Source organism: Streptomyces sp. NPDC059080 (assembly GCF_042739975.1).
In the GTDB taxonomy this organism is placed as follows: domain Bacteria; phylum Actinomycetota; class Actinomycetes; order Streptomycetales; family Streptomycetaceae; genus Streptomyces; species Streptomyces benahoarensis.
In genome coordinates, this window is sequence record NZ_JBHYGX010000007.1 from 142,525 (window position 1) to 158,959 (window position 16,435).

At 72.6% G+C, this 16,435-nt stretch carries 16 protein-coding genes and 1 tRNA gene; 13 read left to right on the forward strand and 4 right to left on the reverse strand.

Annotation, left to right across the window (positions count from 1 at the left end; genetic code table 11):
* Positions 1–271 precede the first annotated feature (271 nt).
* From ACFWWQ_RS08080 to ACFWWQ_RS08090, 3 genes are all read left to right on the forward strand, one after another.
* Positions 272–406, forward strand: coding sequence for a DLW-39 family protein (locus tag ACFWWQ_RS08080; protein ID WP_003958712.1), 135 nt, complete (start codon positions 272–274; stop codon positions 404–406).
* Positions 407–622: 216 nt separating this feature from the next.
* Positions 623–2,626 carry a VWA domain-containing protein gene (locus ACFWWQ_RS08085; protein WP_384591964.1) on the forward strand — a complete coding sequence of 668 codons (2,004 nt, stop codon included), beginning with the start codon at positions 623–625 and terminating at the stop codon, positions 2,624–2,626.
* Positions 2,620–4,029, forward strand: coding sequence for a hypothetical protein (locus ACFWWQ_RS08090; protein ID WP_384591967.1), 1,410 nt, complete (start codon positions 2,620–2,622; stop codon positions 4,027–4,029). The genes ACFWWQ_RS08085 and ACFWWQ_RS08090 overlap by 7 nt, the downstream gene beginning before the upstream one ends.
* A 3-nt stretch (positions 4,030–4,032) precedes the next feature.
* Here the strand turns inward: ACFWWQ_RS08090 and ACFWWQ_RS08095 are convergent, their stop codons facing one another.
* Together ACFWWQ_RS08095 and ACFWWQ_RS08100 are read right to left on the reverse strand one after the other, a co-directional pair.
* On the reverse strand, positions 4,033–5,337 hold the full coding sequence (locus tag ACFWWQ_RS08095; protein ID WP_384591970.1) for a serine/threonine-protein kinase: 1,305 nt from the start codon (positions 5,335–5,337) through the stop codon (positions 4,033–4,035).
* A gap of 57 nt (positions 5,338–5,394) precedes the next feature.
* Positions 5,395–5,943 (reverse strand): helix-turn-helix domain-containing protein, encoded by a 549-nt coding sequence (locus ACFWWQ_RS08100; protein ID WP_384591973.1) that lies wholly within the window; start codon positions 5,941–5,943, stop codon positions 5,395–5,397.
* Between the two features lie 128 nt (positions 5,944–6,071).
* Here ACFWWQ_RS08100 and ACFWWQ_RS08105 point away from each other — a divergent pair.
* From ACFWWQ_RS08105 to ACFWWQ_RS08120, 4 genes are all read left to right on the forward strand, one after another.
* Positions 6,072–6,144, forward strand: a tRNA-Ala gene (locus ACFWWQ_RS08105).
* Between the two features lie 531 nt (positions 6,145–6,675).
* Positions 6,676–7,173, forward strand: coding sequence for a sigma-70 family RNA polymerase sigma factor (locus tag ACFWWQ_RS08110; RefSeq protein WP_251076624.1), 498 nt, complete (start codon positions 6,676–6,678; stop codon positions 7,171–7,173).
* Positions 7,158–7,835: a hypothetical protein gene (locus ACFWWQ_RS08115; protein ID WP_384591977.1), complete on the forward strand. Its 678-nt coding sequence runs from the start codon at positions 7,158–7,160 to the stop codon at positions 7,833–7,835. Before ACFWWQ_RS08110 ends, ACFWWQ_RS08115 begins: the two co-directional genes overlap by 16 nt.
* Before the next feature lie 524 nt (positions 7,836–8,359).
* Positions 8,360–9,436, forward strand: coding sequence for a YncE family protein (locus tag ACFWWQ_RS08120; protein WP_384591980.1), 1,077 nt, complete (start codon positions 8,360–8,362; stop codon positions 9,434–9,436).
* A gap of 422 nt (positions 9,437–9,858) precedes the next feature.
* On the opposite strand, the gene ACFWWQ_RS08125 is transcribed toward ACFWWQ_RS08120, so the two are convergent.
* Positions 9,859–10,614, reverse strand: coding sequence for a DUF5324 family protein (locus ACFWWQ_RS08125; protein WP_384591983.1), 756 nt, complete (start codon positions 10,612–10,614; stop codon positions 9,859–9,861).
* Positions 10,615–10,923: 309 nt separating this feature from the next.
* Here ACFWWQ_RS08125 and ACFWWQ_RS08130 point away from each other — a divergent pair, with 309 nt between their 5' ends.
* Both ACFWWQ_RS08130 and ACFWWQ_RS08135 read left to right on the forward strand, forming a co-directional pair.
* Entirely contained in the window at positions 10,924–11,457 is a 534-nt protein-coding gene (locus tag ACFWWQ_RS08130) for a peptidylprolyl isomerase (RefSeq protein ID WP_384591986.1), read from the forward strand.
* Between the two features lie 152 nt (positions 11,458–11,609).
* Entirely contained in the window at positions 11,610–12,515 is a 906-nt protein-coding gene (locus ACFWWQ_RS08135) for a rhomboid family intramembrane serine protease (protein WP_384591988.1), read from the forward strand.
* A 270-nt stretch (positions 12,516–12,785) separates the two neighbouring features.
* On the opposite strand, the gene crgA is transcribed toward ACFWWQ_RS08135, so the two are convergent.
* The gene (crgA, locus tag ACFWWQ_RS08140; RefSeq protein ID WP_143941797.1) at positions 12,786–13,040 is read right to left on the reverse strand and encodes a cell division protein CrgA; all 255 of its coding nucleotides are present in this window, start codon (positions 13,038–13,040) and stop codon (positions 12,786–12,788) included.
* A 176-nt stretch (positions 13,041–13,216) separates the two neighbouring features.
* Here crgA and ACFWWQ_RS08145 point away from each other — a divergent pair, with 176 nt between their 5' ends.
* The 4 genes from ACFWWQ_RS08145 (at position 13,217) to ACFWWQ_RS08160 (ending at position 15,617) form a co-directional block, all read left to right on the forward strand.
* The gene (locus ACFWWQ_RS08145; RefSeq protein WP_384591991.1) at positions 13,217–13,987 is read left to right on the forward strand and encodes a DUF881 domain-containing protein; all 771 of its coding nucleotides are present in this window, start codon (positions 13,217–13,219) and stop codon (positions 13,985–13,987) included.
* 42 nt (positions 13,988–14,029) lie between these two features.
* Positions 14,030–14,734 (forward strand): class E sortase, encoded by a 705-nt coding sequence (locus ACFWWQ_RS08150; RefSeq protein WP_384591994.1) that lies wholly within the window; start codon positions 14,030–14,032, stop codon positions 14,732–14,734.
* Between the two features lie 71 nt (positions 14,735–14,805).
* Positions 14,806–14,982 carry a hypothetical protein gene (locus ACFWWQ_RS08155; protein ID WP_384591997.1) on the forward strand — a complete coding sequence of 59 codons (177 nt, stop codon included), beginning with the start codon at positions 14,806–14,808 and terminating at the stop codon, positions 14,980–14,982.
* Positions 14,979–15,617 carry an aminodeoxychorismate/anthranilate synthase component II gene (locus tag ACFWWQ_RS08160; protein ID WP_384592000.1) on the forward strand — a complete coding sequence of 213 codons (639 nt, stop codon included), beginning with the start codon at positions 14,979–14,981 and terminating at the stop codon, positions 15,615–15,617. Before ACFWWQ_RS08155 ends, ACFWWQ_RS08160 begins: the two co-directional genes overlap by 4 nt.
* Positions 15,618–16,435: the final 818 nt, after the last annotated feature.

The window sequence follows — 16,435 nt, forward strand, 5'->3', positions numbered from 1 at the left end:
AGCGCGTTCTATTCACTTCGCGTGCGCGCCGCCTCGCGAGAGTCCGCGGGCCCCCGGTGCGCTCCGCCGCCCCCCCCCCCCCCCCGCGCGCGCCGGCCCCCCCCCCCCCCCCCCGGCCCCCATGTCGTTGTACGGGTGCGGTACTTGGACCGCCGGTGGTGGCCGCGGGCCGGTCGTCGCCGGGCGCGGAGGAGATAACCGATCGGTATCGGCCGGTGTGTATCATCGGCCCACATAGGTCCCCTACGTCAACGAAAGACGAGGTCGCGCGGTGAAGAAGCTTCTCCTGGTCGCACTGGCCGCCATCGGCGGGCTCCTCGTGTACCGCCAGATCCAGGCGGATCGCGCCGAGCAGGATCTGTGGACGGAGGCGACCGACTCCGTGCCCGCAGGTTCGGGTGTGTGAGACCAGACGCCCAGCACAGTTTGTACGGACCCCGGTTGCCGCTGGCTTCCGGGGTTTCGTGCGTCGGGGGGGGGCGGGCGTTCACGGCCCGCGGGGTGCGGACGCCGTGGTGCGCGGCCGGTACTCCCTCCCCTTGTATTTGCCATAGCACATGATTAAGTTGCACTAGCAAAGTTACGTGGTGGGGCACCCGTACGGCGCGAGGGGGACGAGGGCATGGCACGACGGCATCGACAGTGGCGGGCGGTGCTGACCTGTGGGCTGTTGCTGGTGTCGGCCGCGGCACCGGCGCACGCCGCCCGGACCGCTCCGGCCACCCAGGCCGCCGACGGCGGGATGGTGATGGTCCTCGACTCCTCCGGTTCGATGGCGAAGGACGACGGCTCCGGCACCACCCGGATCGCCGCCGCCCGCAAGGCCGTCGGGGCCGTCGCCGACGCCCTGCCGGAGGGCTACCCCACCGGGCTACGGGTCTACGGCGCCGACAAGACGCAGGGGTGCGACGACACCCGGCTCGTGCGGCCCGTCGCCCCGCTGGACCGCGACGGCCTCAAGAAGGCGGTCGCCGCCGTCGAGCCCAAGGGGGACACCCCCATCGGGCTGTCGTTGCAGGCCGCCGCGGCCGATCTGCGGGGGCACGGCGGGAGTTCCGGCGGCGGCCGGACGATCCTGCTGGTCTCGGACGGCGAGGACAGCTGCCGGACGCCGTCGCCGTGCGGGGTCGCGGCGCAGCTCGGGCGGTCCGCCGGGGACCTGCGGATCGATACCGTCGGCTTCCAGGTCTCCGGACGGGCCCGGCAGCAGCTGGAGTGCGTCGCCCAGGCCGGGAACGGGCGGTACTACGACGCCCCGGACGCCGGTGCCCTCGCCCGGCAGCTCCAGCGGGCCGGGCAACTCTCCGCCGACGGCTACCGCTTGAAGGGCGAGCGGGTGCGGGGGGAGCCCGCCCGCGAGACCGCACCGCGCCTCACACCCGGTCAGTACACCGACACCATCGGCCCGAACGAGAAGCGGTACTACGCCGTCGATCTGGACGCCGCCTCCACCGCCGACTTCTCGGCGACCGTGGCCCCGCAGCCCGGCGCCGCCGTCGACTCCCTCGACGCGCTGCACACCGAGATCGCCTACGGCACGGACAGCGTCTGCGAATCCGCCACGGAGCTGTTCGGCCAGCGCGAGGGCGCCGCCCCGCTCGCCTCCGGGCTCAGCCGGGTGCCGTCGGAGAGCGGCTACCGCGGCTGCGACAAGGCCGGGCGGTACTGGTTCGCGGTCGAACGCAAGGCGGCGCTGGGTTCGGACGGCGCGCGGTGGCCACTGGAGCTGACGTTTCACGTGGAACATCCGCTGAAGACGGGCGTCACGCCCGCGCAGTCGGCACCGGAGTACGGCATGGGCGGCAAGGACGCGACGCTGCCCGCGGGCGCCCCGCAGGACGTCCGGGGCGGCACCGGCTTCAACGACGCCCGGACGCTCCGTCAGGGCGTCTGGCGCGACCGGCTGCTGCCCGCACAGACCCTCTGGTACAAGGTGCCGGTCGGCTGGGGCCAGCAGCTCCGCTACGACGTGCAGTTCGCCAACGAGCCGACGGTGAACGACCGCGGCGCGCACTACTCCTACGCCGCCACCCAGGTCTACACACCGGACCGGGTGCCGGTGGGCGGCGGGACCGGCGAGTTCACCCCGCGCAAGCTGTACGCCGGGAAGCTGACGTCGTTGCAGATGGGGACGGTGCCGGTGGCCTGGAGCAACCGCTACGAGTCCGGCACCCATGTCGTGCCGGTGCACCGCGCGGGCGACTTCTACCTCGCGGTGACGCTGGGCGCCAAGGCGGCCGAGATCGCCCGGAACCCGCAGATCGGGGTGGTACTGCGGGTCGCCGTGCTGGGCACCGCGAAGTCCGGCCCGGGGGCGAAAGCGGGCCGGGCTGCGCACACCGCGTCCGGCGACGCCGCGCCGACGGCGGACAACGCCCCGGAATCCGGGGGCGGCTGGAAGCCGGGACCGGTGGTGGCCGGGTGCTCCCTCGGGGTGGGCGTCCTGCTGCTGGCCGGGCTTGCGGCGGCCTACCTCCGCGCGCGCCGGAGCTCCGTACCGGACGGCGCCGGGGCCGGGCCGGTGGACCCGCGGACGGCCGGAGAGCCGTTGCGGCCGGGCATTCCGGGGCAGGAGCAGCGGGCGCACGACCATCAGGGGAATGCGGCGAAGGGGGAGACATGGTGACGGGGCATGCGGTACGGAGGGGCGTCGCCGTGCTGGCGGCGCTCTCGGCGGTGGCGTGGGCACCGGGGGCGGTGGGCGCGGCGTCCGCCGCCGACGGCGCCGCAGACCTCAAGGAGGTCCCCCGCTACACCACGGCGCCGGACGCCACCCCGGTCAACGGCCGGGCCAGCGCGGCCGATGCACCGGAGATCGGCAAGGGGACGTACACCGACTCCATCGAGCGCGGTGAGCAGAAGTACTACACCGTCCCCCTCGACGCCCGGTCCACCGCGTACTTCTCCGTGGTTGCCGCCCCGCCGCCGGGTACCAAGGTCGAGGACCACACCGACCGGCTCAAGATCAGCGTCCAGGACGTCGACGGCACCCACTGCGACCGGGAGGCCGATCCGGCGTTCCACGGGGACGGCGCGGCCTACCCCATCGCCGACTACGCGACCCGCGGCGTCGACGGCGACAGCGCGCAGTGCCGGAACGCCGGGGCGTACTACCTCGTCGTCACCCGGGAGGGCTCGGCGACCTCCGGGCCGCAGGCGTGGCCGATCGAGATCACCCATCTCTCCGAACCGGGCCTGAAGGGCGCCGCCCCCACCACGCCCGCCGAGAGCAGCCGGCCGTCCGCCACGCCCGCGCCGCCCGCCTCGGGCACCAAGCGGAAGGCCCGCGGCGGCTCCGGTTTCCACACCGCGGGCGCCGTGGGCACGGGCCTGTGGAAGGACCGCATCCGGCCCGGCGAGTCCCGCTTCTACCGGGTGCCGGTCGACTGGGGCCAGCGTCTCAACCTCAGCGCGGAGCTGCCCAACGCGCCCACCGGCACCGCCGAGGGTGTCACCAAAGCGCTCGGGGTGACCGCGTACAACCCGGCGCGCGGCGTGATCGACGACGACACGTTCGTGCGCTACGACGGGCGGCCCGCCGCCTCCAAGCTGTTCACCGCGCCCGTGTCGTACGGCAACCGCTTCGCCGTCTCCGACGACGTCCGGGCCATGCGGGTCGCCGGGTGGTACTACCTGGAGGTCACGCTCCACCCCGACGCCGCGCGGTTCTTCCCGCACGGCGCGGACGTCACGCTGCGGGTGGACGTCCGTGGCGCGGCGCGGCCCGGGCCGGGGTACGCCGGCCCCGCCGGGGACTTCTCGGTGACGCCCGGGGACCGCGAGACAGCGGAGAAGGGGCTGACCGGGGAGCAGACGGGCGGCGGGAATCTGCGGACGCTGGGCTACGCCGGGATCGCCACGGGCGCGGTGCTGCTGGCCGTCCTCGCGGCCTGGACGCTGCTGTCCCGCCGGACGGCCGCCGCCGCGGTCGCCGCCCCCGCCCTGTCGCCGCAGGCGCACGCCACGGAGCCCACCCGGTCCGGTCCGCGGGCCCCGGGCACGCCGCCCGGGTGGCCGGACCGCCCGTAGCGGTCAGGAGACGGTGAGCGCCCAGATGCCGAAGGCGATGCAGAGCAGCGCGACGGCGAGGACGGGGACCGCCACCTTGGCCGGTGGTCCGGGCCGCCGCACCGCCTCGGGCGCGGCCGGTTCCGGGACGCCGGGAGGCACCGGCGGCGCGACGGCGGGCGGCTGCGGCGACGTGTAGGGCCGGGTCGCCGGCGGCTGCTGCCAGGAGCCCGCGGTCGGCCGGTACGTCCCCGAGGGTGGCGTGCCCGGCGGCGTCGCGGGGGCCGGGACGTGCGGGGCGGCCACCGGGACCGGCGGGGTGGCGGGCGGCTGCGGGAGCGGCTGCCCGGGAGGAGCGAGGACGAAGCTTCCGGTGCCGGACGGGGGGAGCGGCGTGCCGGTGGCGCCCGGCGCCCCGGAACCGGCCGCGCCGCCGTCGCGCGGCGCGGCGAGCGGACCGTCCGGCCCGAACCCCTCGGGCAGCGGGCCTATGTGGTCGAAGACCTCGACGGCCTCGTCGTCGAGCCCCGCCTCGGGCAGCAGCTCGACGGCGGCCAGTACCGCCTTCCGCGCCCCGGTGGCCGTACGGAACCGGGACTCCGGATCGGGGTGGAGCAGCGTCGCCAGCACCTGCCACAGCGGCTCCGGGACGCCCTCGGGCGCGTGCGGTACGCCGTACTCGGTGAAGTGCCGCACCAGGGCGTCGGCGTCCGGCTTGGTGCCGGTGATCAGATACAGCGCGACCAGACCGACCGCGAACAGGTCGGCGGGGAAGTCCGGTTCGGCGCCCAGCATCTGCTCGGGGGCGAAGTAACCGGGCGTGCCCACCACGTAGTTGGTCTCGGTGAGCCGCGGCTCGCCCTTGCGCATGGCGATGCCGAAGTCGGAGAGGCGCAGATGCGGACGGCCGGTGCCGGTCGCCTCCAGCAGAATGTTCGCCGGTTTGATGTCGCGGTGCACGACACCCTCGTCGTGCACCGCGGTCAACCCGGCCAGGAGCTGGTCCAGCAGGGTGCAGACGTACCGCGGGGGCAGCGGGCCGTAGTCGCCGATGAGGTGGGCGAGCGAGCCGCCGTGCACCAGATCCATGGTGAACAGGACCTTGGCGTCGTCGGCGGCCCAGCTCGCCGGGGCGAGCACATGCGGATGGTCGATCCGCATCGCCTGCTCCCGGACGAACCGCAGCAGGGTGTGCGCATCGCTCTGCTGAAGCACCTTGGCGGCGACATAGCGGCGCCGCCGGTGGTCCCAGGCGCGCCAGACGGCGCCCACGCCTCCGCGCCCGACCGGGTCGACCAGCTCGTACCGCCCGGCGAAGATCTCACCCATGGTGCCCCGTCGCTTTCTGACCTGTGCGTACCCCGCGGTGACCGGCCCGCTGTACGGCTAGCTCTGGTGCGCCTCGTAGTGCGCGACCGCGTCCCCGGTGCGGCCGGCACCGTAGACCCGGAGGAACTCTGCCAGCTCCGGGTGGGTGGGGGCGAGGGCGTTCGCCGCATCGATGATCTCTCCCGCGTCCGAAACCGAGCGCAGCAGCGACTGGATCTCGCGCACCACGCGCCGCACGGTGGTCGAGCCGGTCGACGAGACGGTCTGCGCGGTGTTGCTGAGCACCGACCCCCCCGCGGTCTTCTTGATCTCGTCCATCCGGTCGGTGGCCTCGGCGGCGCTGACGCTGCCGTCGGCGACCTGACCGGCCAACTCCTGGAGCGCCTGGACCCGTTGGACCACGGCGGGGTTGCCTATCTTCGCCCGCTGACCGCTCATCAGCTGCGACAGCATCGGCGCGGAAAGGCCGAGCACACCGGCGAGGCGGGCCTGATTGAGCCCGAGATCGTCGATGAGGCGGCGGAAGAGGGCGCCGAGTGGTTCCCCGTACCAATTGCGCTGCAGCTCCCGGGCCCGCGCGGTGGCTTCCTGCTGTGCTGCGTCCATGCCGTCTCCCCATCTCCCCAGTCGCGCTTCGCTGCCGCGAATCTTGCGAAGCATCCTACGGAGAGCGACGGTGCCGGGCGATACCCGGTCGGGAATGCGCCCCCGCACCAGGTACTCTGGTCGGCGACGGGGCCTTAGCTCAGTTGGTAGAGCGCTGTCTTTGCATGGCAGATGTCAGGGGTTCGACTCCCCTAGGCTCCACCCTTCAAATGTCCTCTGACCTGCGGAAACGCGGGTTCAGGGGGCATTTTTGATGCGCACGCGGTGCGCACATGTGCGCACGTCGGGGCGGGGGGCGAGGCATGCGGCCCTTGTTTCCTAAGGGGCGTGTGCCACCCCGTAGGAGGAGACCGCCGCGATGCGGGGACCGTCCACCGGCCAGGTTGAACGTGTTGAACGCGCGCCGTGAGCCGGCCGCGTAGGGCGCGGGACGGCGAGCCGGGGATGCCCCCGGTGCCGCGGCGATCCGCCCTACGATCGTGGCCGGTACAGCAGGAGCGGGCGCGGAGTTCCCGGGCGGCCGCGTTTTTTCTTCCCGTCGTTTCAACACATGCGGTGGGGCACGCGTATCCCGTAGCGAACGTCGTCTCGGGAGATGGGGAAGCACCATGAACGCCTGGCGCCGAACGGATGCGAGCAGCCGTGGCTGTAAGCGGTAACCCGCTGCGGTGGCTTCGCGGACGGGCGGCGACGACCGCACCGGAGCCCGTCAGATTCCGGACGGAGCGAGAGGTGGGGGCCGCCTACGATCTCTACGGCGGCGAACTCTTCGGGTTCGCCTTCAAGGCGCTGGACGACCGGCAACTCGCCGAGGACGTGGTGCAGGAGACCTTCCTCCGCGCCTGGCGGTCGCCACGCGGCTTTGACCCGGGGCAGGGCAGCTTGCGGACCTGGTTGTTCGCCATCGCCCGGAACGTCGTGGTGGACGCCATGCGGCGGCGCAAGGTCTGTGAGGGCCCCGGCCTTGCGCCGTGGGACGTGGCGCCCGAACCGTCGCCGGCGTTCAACGACATCGATCAGCTTCTTGACCGAATACAGCTCGGGGAGGCCCTGGAACGGTTGAGTCCGCAGCACAGAGAGGCGGTGGTGGGGGTGTACCTCGGCGGCCGTACCTGCGCCGAACTGGGGGAGGAGCTGGGAATTCCGGCTTCCACCATGCGCAGTCGCCTGTACTACGGAGTGCGGTCTCTGCGGCTCGTCCTGGAGGAGAACGGGTGGCTGGCACCATGAACAAGGAATGTCTTCCCCACCGCGCGCTCCTCACCGAGCTTCTGCTGCTCGGGAGGCCGCTGCCGAAGGAGCTCTCCCGGCATCTGGTCCAGTGCCCGGACTGCACACGTGAGGCATCCGAGACCCAGGACGTGGTCCGCACACTGCGGCGGGCGAGCCCGCGCGAGGGCTGGGAGCCCGCACCGGGCTCCGGACCGCAGGCGCGCCCTTCGTGGGGGCTCGGGCACCGCATCCGCCGGGAGGCGGCCGGCGCCAGGACCGCCCGGTTCCGTCCCGGGCGGGTGACCGCGGTGAGCGTCATCGTCGCCTTCGCCGTGGCTGTCGCGGTGATCATCCCGCTCGGCGCGGCGGACCAGGCGGGCCGCACGGCCGACGCGGCACCAGTGGTGATGGCGCGTCAGGGAAAGATGGTGGAGCGCCCGTGGGGCACCGAGGTCCCGGTGGTCCTGTCGGGTCTGGAAGCGGGAGAGACCTACCAGGTGATGACCGTCAACGCCCGCGGTGTGCGCATCCCCGGCGGCACGGTACGGGCCGAGAGCGGCGGGCGGGTGTCTTTCCGCATGGTGACCGCCATGCGGAAGGACACCATCACCGAACTGCTCGCAGAGGATGAAAACGGGCACGTAGTGGGCCGCCTGCCCGTGAGCTCCTCCCCGGCCTGACAACCGCAGGGGCAACGGCCGACGGGGCAACGGCCGACGGGGCGACGCCCCCGCCGGCCGTTGCCCGCGCCGCCCGCATGGCGGGTCGGCGAAGCCCCGTGAACGCGCGCTGTTCTCCGGTCCGTTCCCTCAGCGTGCGGACGGAGGGACCTTCCGGGAGCGGACAGGTTCCGTGGGCCCGGCGCCGCCTCTCCTGATGATCGGGCGACCTTTCGTTCAACGCGATGCGGTGCTGGTGCGTATCCCTCATGAAATGCGTATCCCTCATGAAAGCAGTCACCGGGCCATCAGAGAGCACGAGCGGCACGCAGCCGAGCCGCTCCCTGGATGTGGCCGCGGTCATGTCCCGCTCACACGGGCGCGGACCAGAAAAGGGTTCACGCACCTCGGCGAACCCTCCGGTGGGAACCAATACGGCGACGGCCGCCGGTGGCCATGTCCGTACAGGTTCGGGGACTCGCGTCGTGCAGGGCCGTACGGGCATCCACAGCGGGTGGGTGCCCTGAAGCAAGGAGATGTTCCAGATGAAACATGCCAAGGTCACTCGCCGGATGCTTACCGGCGCCACCGCCGCTGCCGTCCTGACCATCCCGGTCGCGATGGCTTCGGCGGACGAGGGCCCGGCCGCGGCCCCCGCGCGGCACGCCGCGGTACCGGCGTTCGGCGCCTACAGCGGAACCCTCGACGGAGCCCCCAAGCCGTTCGACCCTCACATCAGCAACAACACCATGGCGGTCAGCCCCAACGAGCGCGTCGCGGTGGTCACGAACTCCACATCGGACCACCTCGTCGTCATCGATGTGCGCCGGGGCCGGAAGATCGCGGAGATCAACGGATACGTCAGCCCGCGCAACATCCTCTTCGCCCCGGACGGCAAGACCTTCACCGTGTCCGACAGCACCCTCGGCGTCGTGGACCGGATCTCCCTGAGCAGCTTCCAGGTGGTGAAGCGCCTCCCGCTCGGCGCCGGAGTGTTCGGCACCGCACAGTCCACGGACGGCAAGTGGCTGTACGTCAACAACGAAGCGGCGGGCACGGTCACGGTGGTCGACCAGGCCGACAGCAGGGCGGATGCCGTCCTCACCGGCTTCGCCGAACCGCGTCAAGGGGTCAAGCTCGCCCCCGCGGGGGACAAGCTGTACGTCACCAACTACAAGGGCGACCGGATCACGGTCGTCGACGTCGAGACCAGGAAGACCCTGCGGCAGATAGAGGGGTTCAAGGAAGTCCGGGGACTGTCCATCAGCCGCGACGGAACCCGGCTCTACGCGGCCAACAGCGGGACCGACACGGTGTCCGTCGTCGACACCGCGTCCGGCGCGACCCTGAAGCGGGTCGCGGTGGGGCAGAAGCCCTACGGTGCCGCGCTCTCTCCCAACGGGAAGGTCCTCTTCTCCGGGAACCTGGGGGGTAATTCGCTGACCGCCGTCGACCCGGCCGACGGCGAGGTGCGCGGCACGGTGAAGGGCCTGAAGGGACCCCGTCAGGCCATCAGCTTCAGCGCCGACTCGAAGACCGCGTGGGTCCTCAACGAGGACCTGACCGTCGCCGAAGTCGACGTGGCCGCCCTCAAGGTGACCCGGACGCTCGGAACGGGCTGAGCCTCAGTGGCAGGTGGCAGGTGGCAGGTGGCAGGTGGCAGGTGGCAGGTGGCTGTGAGGCTGTGAGGCTGCCTGCCACGGCGCGAGCGTGCAGGACGGCATCGTCGGCCGACAGCTGCTGACCAGGGCTTCCGCCGACTACCCCGCTCTCCACAAAACGCGCGATGTTTCCCGTGAAACCACGGTGGTGCCCCGGCTGTGTGTGCCGCCTACCGCCTGCCCGTACGCGACGGTGCCCGCCACCCACCAGGGGCGACGGGCATCGTTCGGTGTCCGGAGCGTGCGGGGCGGCCGGTCCCCGAGGCGTCGGGTAGGGCACGGGCACCGCGCCGGGCGGCGGGGCGGCCTCGGCTGTGGCGTCGTGTCCGGCAGGCAGGGACGCCGCTTCCGGCTGAGGGGCCGAGGCGCTGTGGGGCTCCGTGTCAGGCGGAGGACCCGCCCGGTCCGTCGCCGCGCTCCTTGTCCTCGTCCGGGCGGTCGGTCCGCGCCGTGGACCCGCTGCCGTCGACGGCGCTCAGCCCACCGCGTTCGTTCACCTCGGTCGGCGCGGGCGGCTCCACCAGCCAGTCCGGGTTGGCCTGCTTGTCCCACCACTTCCAGGCGGCGACGGCGCCCCCGGCCAGCAGGCCCACCACCAGCAGCCGCTTGGCGGCCTTCCCGGCGCGGGCCCGGCAGCGGTTCTTCCGCGCCAGCTTCTCGATCTCGGCGGCCGTCACCTGACCGCGCAGCGCCGCGAGGGCCGCGGTGCCACGGGCGAACGCCTCCTCGCGCACCGGCTCGGCGGCCGCGCGGGCCTGGTGCACGGCGCTCTCGACCCGGGGCGCGGCGTAGTCGGCGGCCTGGCGTGCCGCACGGCGGGTGCGGTGGGCGGCGCGGCACGCCGCCGCGTCCATCTTCGGCGGCAGTGCGCCACGGGCGTGCTCGATACGCGGCACCAGATGGGTGTCGTAGTGGGAGCGCGCCTGCTGAGCGGCCTCCGACACCATGGGGGCCACCCGGGTGCGGGCCTGCTGCGCGGCCTCCGTCACCATCGGCGCCACGCGCGTCCTCGCCTCCTGGGCGAACTGCACCGCGGTGTCCCTGGCCGTACCGGCGTACGGAGCCACCACCTCAGCGGCGTGCCGCACGCTGTCCCTGGCCGAACCGGTCGCGGCGCGCACGCTGTCCTTGCGGGTCACTGGATCCTCCTCCTCGGTGGCGTGTCCGGGTCTGTGGGGGCTGGTCCCCCAGGTCTGCTGTTTCGCCTGTCCACCCGATTAACGATCATGCCTGCTCGTCCGCCGTACGGCATGTACGCGCGGGCATCCGGGTCACGGCGGGGCCCCGGCGGCGACGGGGTGCGGGGTGCCCGCCGTCGGGACCGGACGCGTTGGGACCGGGCGCGCCGGGGCGGGGCGCGCCGGGGTGGGGCGCGGCACGGGCCGCGCGCCCGGTCGGTCCGTGCGAGGATCGGAACTCGTCAGCGAAGACTCATGGAAGGCAGATCCGTGGCTGAGCAGCTCTACGCCACCCTGAAGACCAACCAGGGCGACATCACCCTTCGGCTGCTGCCGAACCACGCCCCCAAGACGGTGAAGAACTTCGTCGAACTCGCCAAGGGCGAGCGGGAGTGGACCGACCCGGCGACCGGCCGCAAGTCCGCGGACAAGCTCTACGACGGCACCGTCTTCCACCGCGTGATCAGCGGCTTCATGATCCAGGGCGGCGACCCGCTCGGCAACGGCACCGGCGGCCCGGGGTACGAGTTCGCCGACGAGTTCCACCCCGAGCTGGCCTTCACCAAGCCGTACCTGCTCGCCATGGCCAACGCCGGTCCGGGCACCAACGGCTCGCAGTTCTTCATCACCGTTGCGCCGACCGCGTGGCTGACCGGCAAGCACACCATCTTCGGTGAGGTCGCCGACGAGGCCGGCAAGAAGGTCGTGGACGCCATCGCCGCCGCCCAGACCAACCCGCGCACCGACCGCCCGGTGCAGGACGTCGTCGTCGAGTCGGTCGTCGTCGAGAACCGCGAGAGCTGACGCGAGCCGACCGGCGGGCCGCCGCGCCCGCCGTCTCCGGGAACCTTGCGCCCCGTCCGGTCGTAGACCAGGCGGGGCGCCCCGCGTGCTGGCCCGGCGGTGGGCGGGTGTGTTGTGATGACGCGTCCAGCCGCAGAGAGGACGACCGAGCGATGGACCAGGTGCCAGGCACCCCGCAGGAGCCGCAGGGCGCGGACGGCCCGCGCGCCCTGCCGGGCTGCTACCGCCATCCCGACCGCCCGACGGGCGTCACCTGCACCCGCTGCGAGCGGCCGATCTGCCCCGAGTGCATGGTCAGTGCCTCGGTCGGCTTCCAGTGCCCGGAATGCGTACGTGCCGGCAGCGGTACGGGCCACTCGGCGCACGCCACCACCCCGCGCACCCTCGCGGGCGGCGCCGTCGCCGCCGACCCCAAGCTGATCACCAAGATCCTGCTGGGCCTCAACGTCGCCGTCTTCCTCGCCGTCTACGCCTCCAGCGGCCTCGTCGGACGCCTCGACATGATCGGCCTGGCCTTCGACCCGCAGCACTACCAGCTCGTCGGGGTCGCCGAGGGCCAGTGGTACCGCCTGCTCACCGCGGTCTTCCTGCACCAGGAGATCCCGCACATCGCGTTCAACATGCTGTCGCTGTGGTGGCTGGGGCCGCCTCTGGAAGCCGCGCTCGGCCGGTTGCGGTACACCGCGCTCTACCTGCTCGCCGGGCTGGGCGGCAGCGCCCTGTCGTATCTGCTGGCCGCGCAGAACCAACCGTCGCTCGGCGCATCGGGCGCGATCTTCGGCCTGCTGGGCGCCACCGCGGTCCTGCTGCGGCGGCTGAACTACGACATGAAGCCCGTGCTGATCCTGCTGGGCCTCAACCTCGTCTTCACCTTCCTGTGGCCGAATATCGCCTGGCAGGCGCATGTCGGCGGCCTGGTGATCGGCGCGGCCGTGGCGTACGGCATGGTGCACGCGCCGCGCGAGCGCCGCACGTTGGTGCACACCCTGACGTGTGTCGCCGCGCTGTTGGTGATCGTCGGCGTGGTGTGGGCGCGGACCCTCCAGCTGACCGGCTGAGGCGCCGCGCGGGCCTGGGGGTAACGGCCGCGCGCGGGCCCGTTCCACGGTGTTGTCCACAGTGCGTGGCGGATCTTGTGCACGCCGTGGGGAACGCCCGTCCCGGATCGCACGAACCCGCGTTTCCCCAGTAAGGAAGGGGGAGGCGGGCCGCCGTGAGGGGCGTGACCGGTCACACCGGCGTCAACATCCCGAGAGGTTATCCACAGATCTTCTGAAGTTTTCCCCGGCTGTGGATAACTGTGTGGATGGCCTTGGGTAGGGCTTGCGTCACTTCCACTGCGTGGAGACGCCGAAGCCCACCGCGATGAAGCCGAATCCGCACACGATGTTCCAGTCGCCCATCGCCTTGATCGGCAGATCCGCCTCGGACACGTAGTACAGCACGATCCAGGCGAGCCCGATCACGAACATCGCCAGCATCACCGGGGCGACCCAACCCCGGCCGGAATTCATCTTCAGGCTGGTGGTCTTCGCCGGCGGCGGCGTGAAGTCGTCCTTCTTGCGGATCCGTGACTTCGGCACGAGGAACTCTCCTGTCGATGCGCTGCTCTCCCGCTCTCGACCCCTCTTGAGCGGGAGGTGCCCCGTCCGCGCGGGTGTACGGGCGGGAGCCGGACGGATGCGCCGGGAAGCGGTCGGGCGCCCCGGGGCGTCCGTTAGCGTAGTGCTTCCGCGGCGTCGTAAGGAGCAAGGGTACGTTGAGCACTTCAGCTGGCTCCTCCGGCCGCCCGGCCCGCCCGCGGCTGCGGCCCGTGCGTCTGCTCACTCTCACCGTCTTCGCGCTCGCGGGCCTGATGTTCTGGCTCAGCTTCGACACCGCGCGCGGCACCGATCTGCGCTCCGACGACTCCATGCTCCGCCTCTCCGACCTCATTCAGCAACGGAGCCAGAAGAACGGCACCCACGACGAACGCAACGCGGCGCTCCGCACGGACGTCGAGGCCCTGGCCCGGCGCGACAACGGCACCTCCCACGCCGAGGAGGTCAAGGTCAGGGCGCTGGAGGCGCAGGCGGGCACGGAGAAGCTGAAGGGCGAGGGCCTGTCCGTCACTCTCACCGACGCCCCGCCGAACGCCACCGCCAAGATCCCCGGCGTCCCGGAACCGCAGCCCAACGACCTCGTCATCCACCAGCAGGACCTGCAAGCCGTGGTGAACGCGCTGTGGCAGGGCGGCGCCAAAGGCATCGAGGTCATGGACCAGCGGCTGATCTCCACCAGCGCGGTGCGCTGCGTCGGCAACACCCTGATCCTCCAGGGCCGCGTCTACTCCCCGCCCTACAAGATCACCGCCGTCGGTGACCGGGACGCCCTCAACCGCGCGCTGACCGCGGCGCCCGCGATCCAGAACTACCTCCAGTACGTCAACGCCTACGGGCTCGGCTGGAAAGTCGACCAGCGCGAGGCGGTGACTCTGCCCGGCTACTCCGGCACAGTGGAGCTCCACTACGCACAGCCGGTGCAGCCGTAGCCCGCGCGCCGGTGACGGCGACGGGAAGGGACGGGGCCGGCGATGACGGTGCGGTGGATCGTCCGGACACTCAGCGAGCTCTGCGTCACGACCGGCACGCTCATTGTGCTGTTCGTCTGCTACCTCCTCTTCTGGACCGGCGTACGCGCCGACAGCGCCATGGACCAGGAGATCGGCCGTCTCCAGGAGCGCTGGTCGGCCGGAGCGCCCGCGACCGGTGAGGCGCGCCCCGGCCCGGCCACCGCACCCGCGTCGCCCGGCCGCCCCCGCCCGTACGGGAACGGCGCGGCGTTCGCCGTCATGTACATCCCCCGCTTCGGCGCGGAGTGGTCCAAGCCCGTCCTCGAAGGCACCGGCACCGGCGTGCTGCGGCGCGGTCTTGGGCACTACGCGGTCACCGCGCGCCTCGGCGAGGTCGGCAACTTCTCCGTCGCGGGGCACCGGCGCACGTACGGCGATCCGTTCAAGGACTTCCCGCGGCTGCGGCCCGGCGACGCGGTGGTGGTCTCCGACGGCACCACGTGGTTCACCTACCGCATCGACCGGCGGCCCTACCGGACGCTGCCCGACGACATCGGCGTGATCGACTCCGTACCCCGCGCCTCCGGCTACCGCGGACCCGGCCGCTACCTGACCCTGACCACCTGCGACCCGGAGTGGGGACACAGTCACCGGCTCATCACCTGGGCGCATCTCGACGCGACGCGGCCGGTGGGGGAGGGAAGGCCCCCGGCTTTGTCCGGCTGACCCACCCGGGCCCCTCCCCGCCCCGTACTCTGGTGGGGCAATCGACACCGTCATCGGCGAGTAGGGACAGCATGTACGGCTGGATCTGGCGGCATTTGCCGGGCAACACATGGGTGAAGGCGCTGATTTCACTGCTGCTGGGGCTGGCGGTTGTCTTCGTGCTTTTCCAGTACGTCTTTCCGTGGGCGGAGCCGCTGCTCCCCTTCAATGACGTCACGGTCGATCAAGGGATGGCAGCCGTCCGATGAGTGCACGCATTCTCGTCGTCGACAACTACGACAGCTTCGTCTTCAACCTCGTGCAGTACCTCTACCAACTCGGCGCCGAATGCGAGGTGCTGCGCAACGACGAGGTCACCCCCGGCCATGCGCAGGACGGTTTCGACGGAGTGCTGCTGTCGCCCGGCCCGGGTGCACCGGAAGAGGCCGGGGTCTGCATCGACATGGTCCGGCACTGCGCGGACACCGGCGTCCCGGTCTTCGGCGTCTGCCTGGGCATGCAGTCGATGGCGGTCGCCTACGGCGGGGTGGTCGGCCGGGCGCCCGAGCTGCTGCACGGCAAGACCTCACTGGTCTCGCACGCGGGCGAGGGCGTCTTCAGCGGCCTGCCGTCGCCGTTCACGGCCACCCGCTACCACTCGCTCGCGCTCCAGGAGGGCACGGTGCCGGACGAGTTGACCGTCACCGCCTGGACCGACAGCGGCATCGCGATGGGGCTGCGCCACCGTGAACTGCCCGTCGAGGGCGTCCAGTTCCACCCCGAGTCGGTGCTCACCGAGTGGGGCCACCGGATGCTCGCCAACTGGCTCGTCGACTGCGGTGACGCGGGAGCAGTGGAGCGCTCGACGGGGCTCGCCCCGGTGGTCGGCAAGGCCGGCGCGTGACCGCCGCACGCCCGGAGCGTGACGGCACCCCCCACGATCCGTACGGCTCACGGCGCGTGGACGGTGATCCGTACGGCGGGGACGCGGCCTTCGAGGCGGCGGTGGGACGGCTCCACGACCCGCTGAGGGACCCGCTGCCGAGCCCGGGCGGCCCGCCCGGCGGGGCGGATGCCCTGGCTGGCGCGGGTTCGGGGACCACAGGCACGGCGGCCACGGCGACCCCGGTGGCTCCGCACCTGGTGCCCCCGGGCCGGACGGCCCCGCATCCCTCGCCCGGAGCCACACCGCCCGCCACCGGCAACCCCGCGCCCGACCGCCCCGGTGCCCGCGCCCGGGTCACCGGGACACCGGTGCCCGGGAACGGCTCGCCGTGGTTCCGCCCGCGCCCGGCGGCGGAGGAGACACCGGCAGACGGTACGCCACCGGGCTCCGCCACCGGCTTCGGGCCCGAGGCGGCCGCGGGCCGTGGCCCGGACGCCGCCGCGGGCGCGGCCCAGGTCCCGGCGTTCGGCCCCGCGGGCGCCCGCCCGGAGGCCCCGGGCCTGTCCGCTCCTCCCGTACCGCAGCCCACCACCGGTCCGGTGGCCGACGACGAGACCATGGCGCTACGCCAGGCGGAGCGGACGGGGAATCCGGACGGCGGCGGCCCCTCCGGCGGCGCCGTTTCACGTGAAACAGCGTCGGGCGCGGCCCCGGTTTTTGCTGTTAAAGCCGGGGGTTGTGCTTGTAATGCGGGGGGCCCCGGGGGGGGGGGGGGGGGGGGCGCGCGGCGGGGGGGGGGGGCGGCGGGCGGGCGGGGGGGCGGGGGGGGGGCGCGC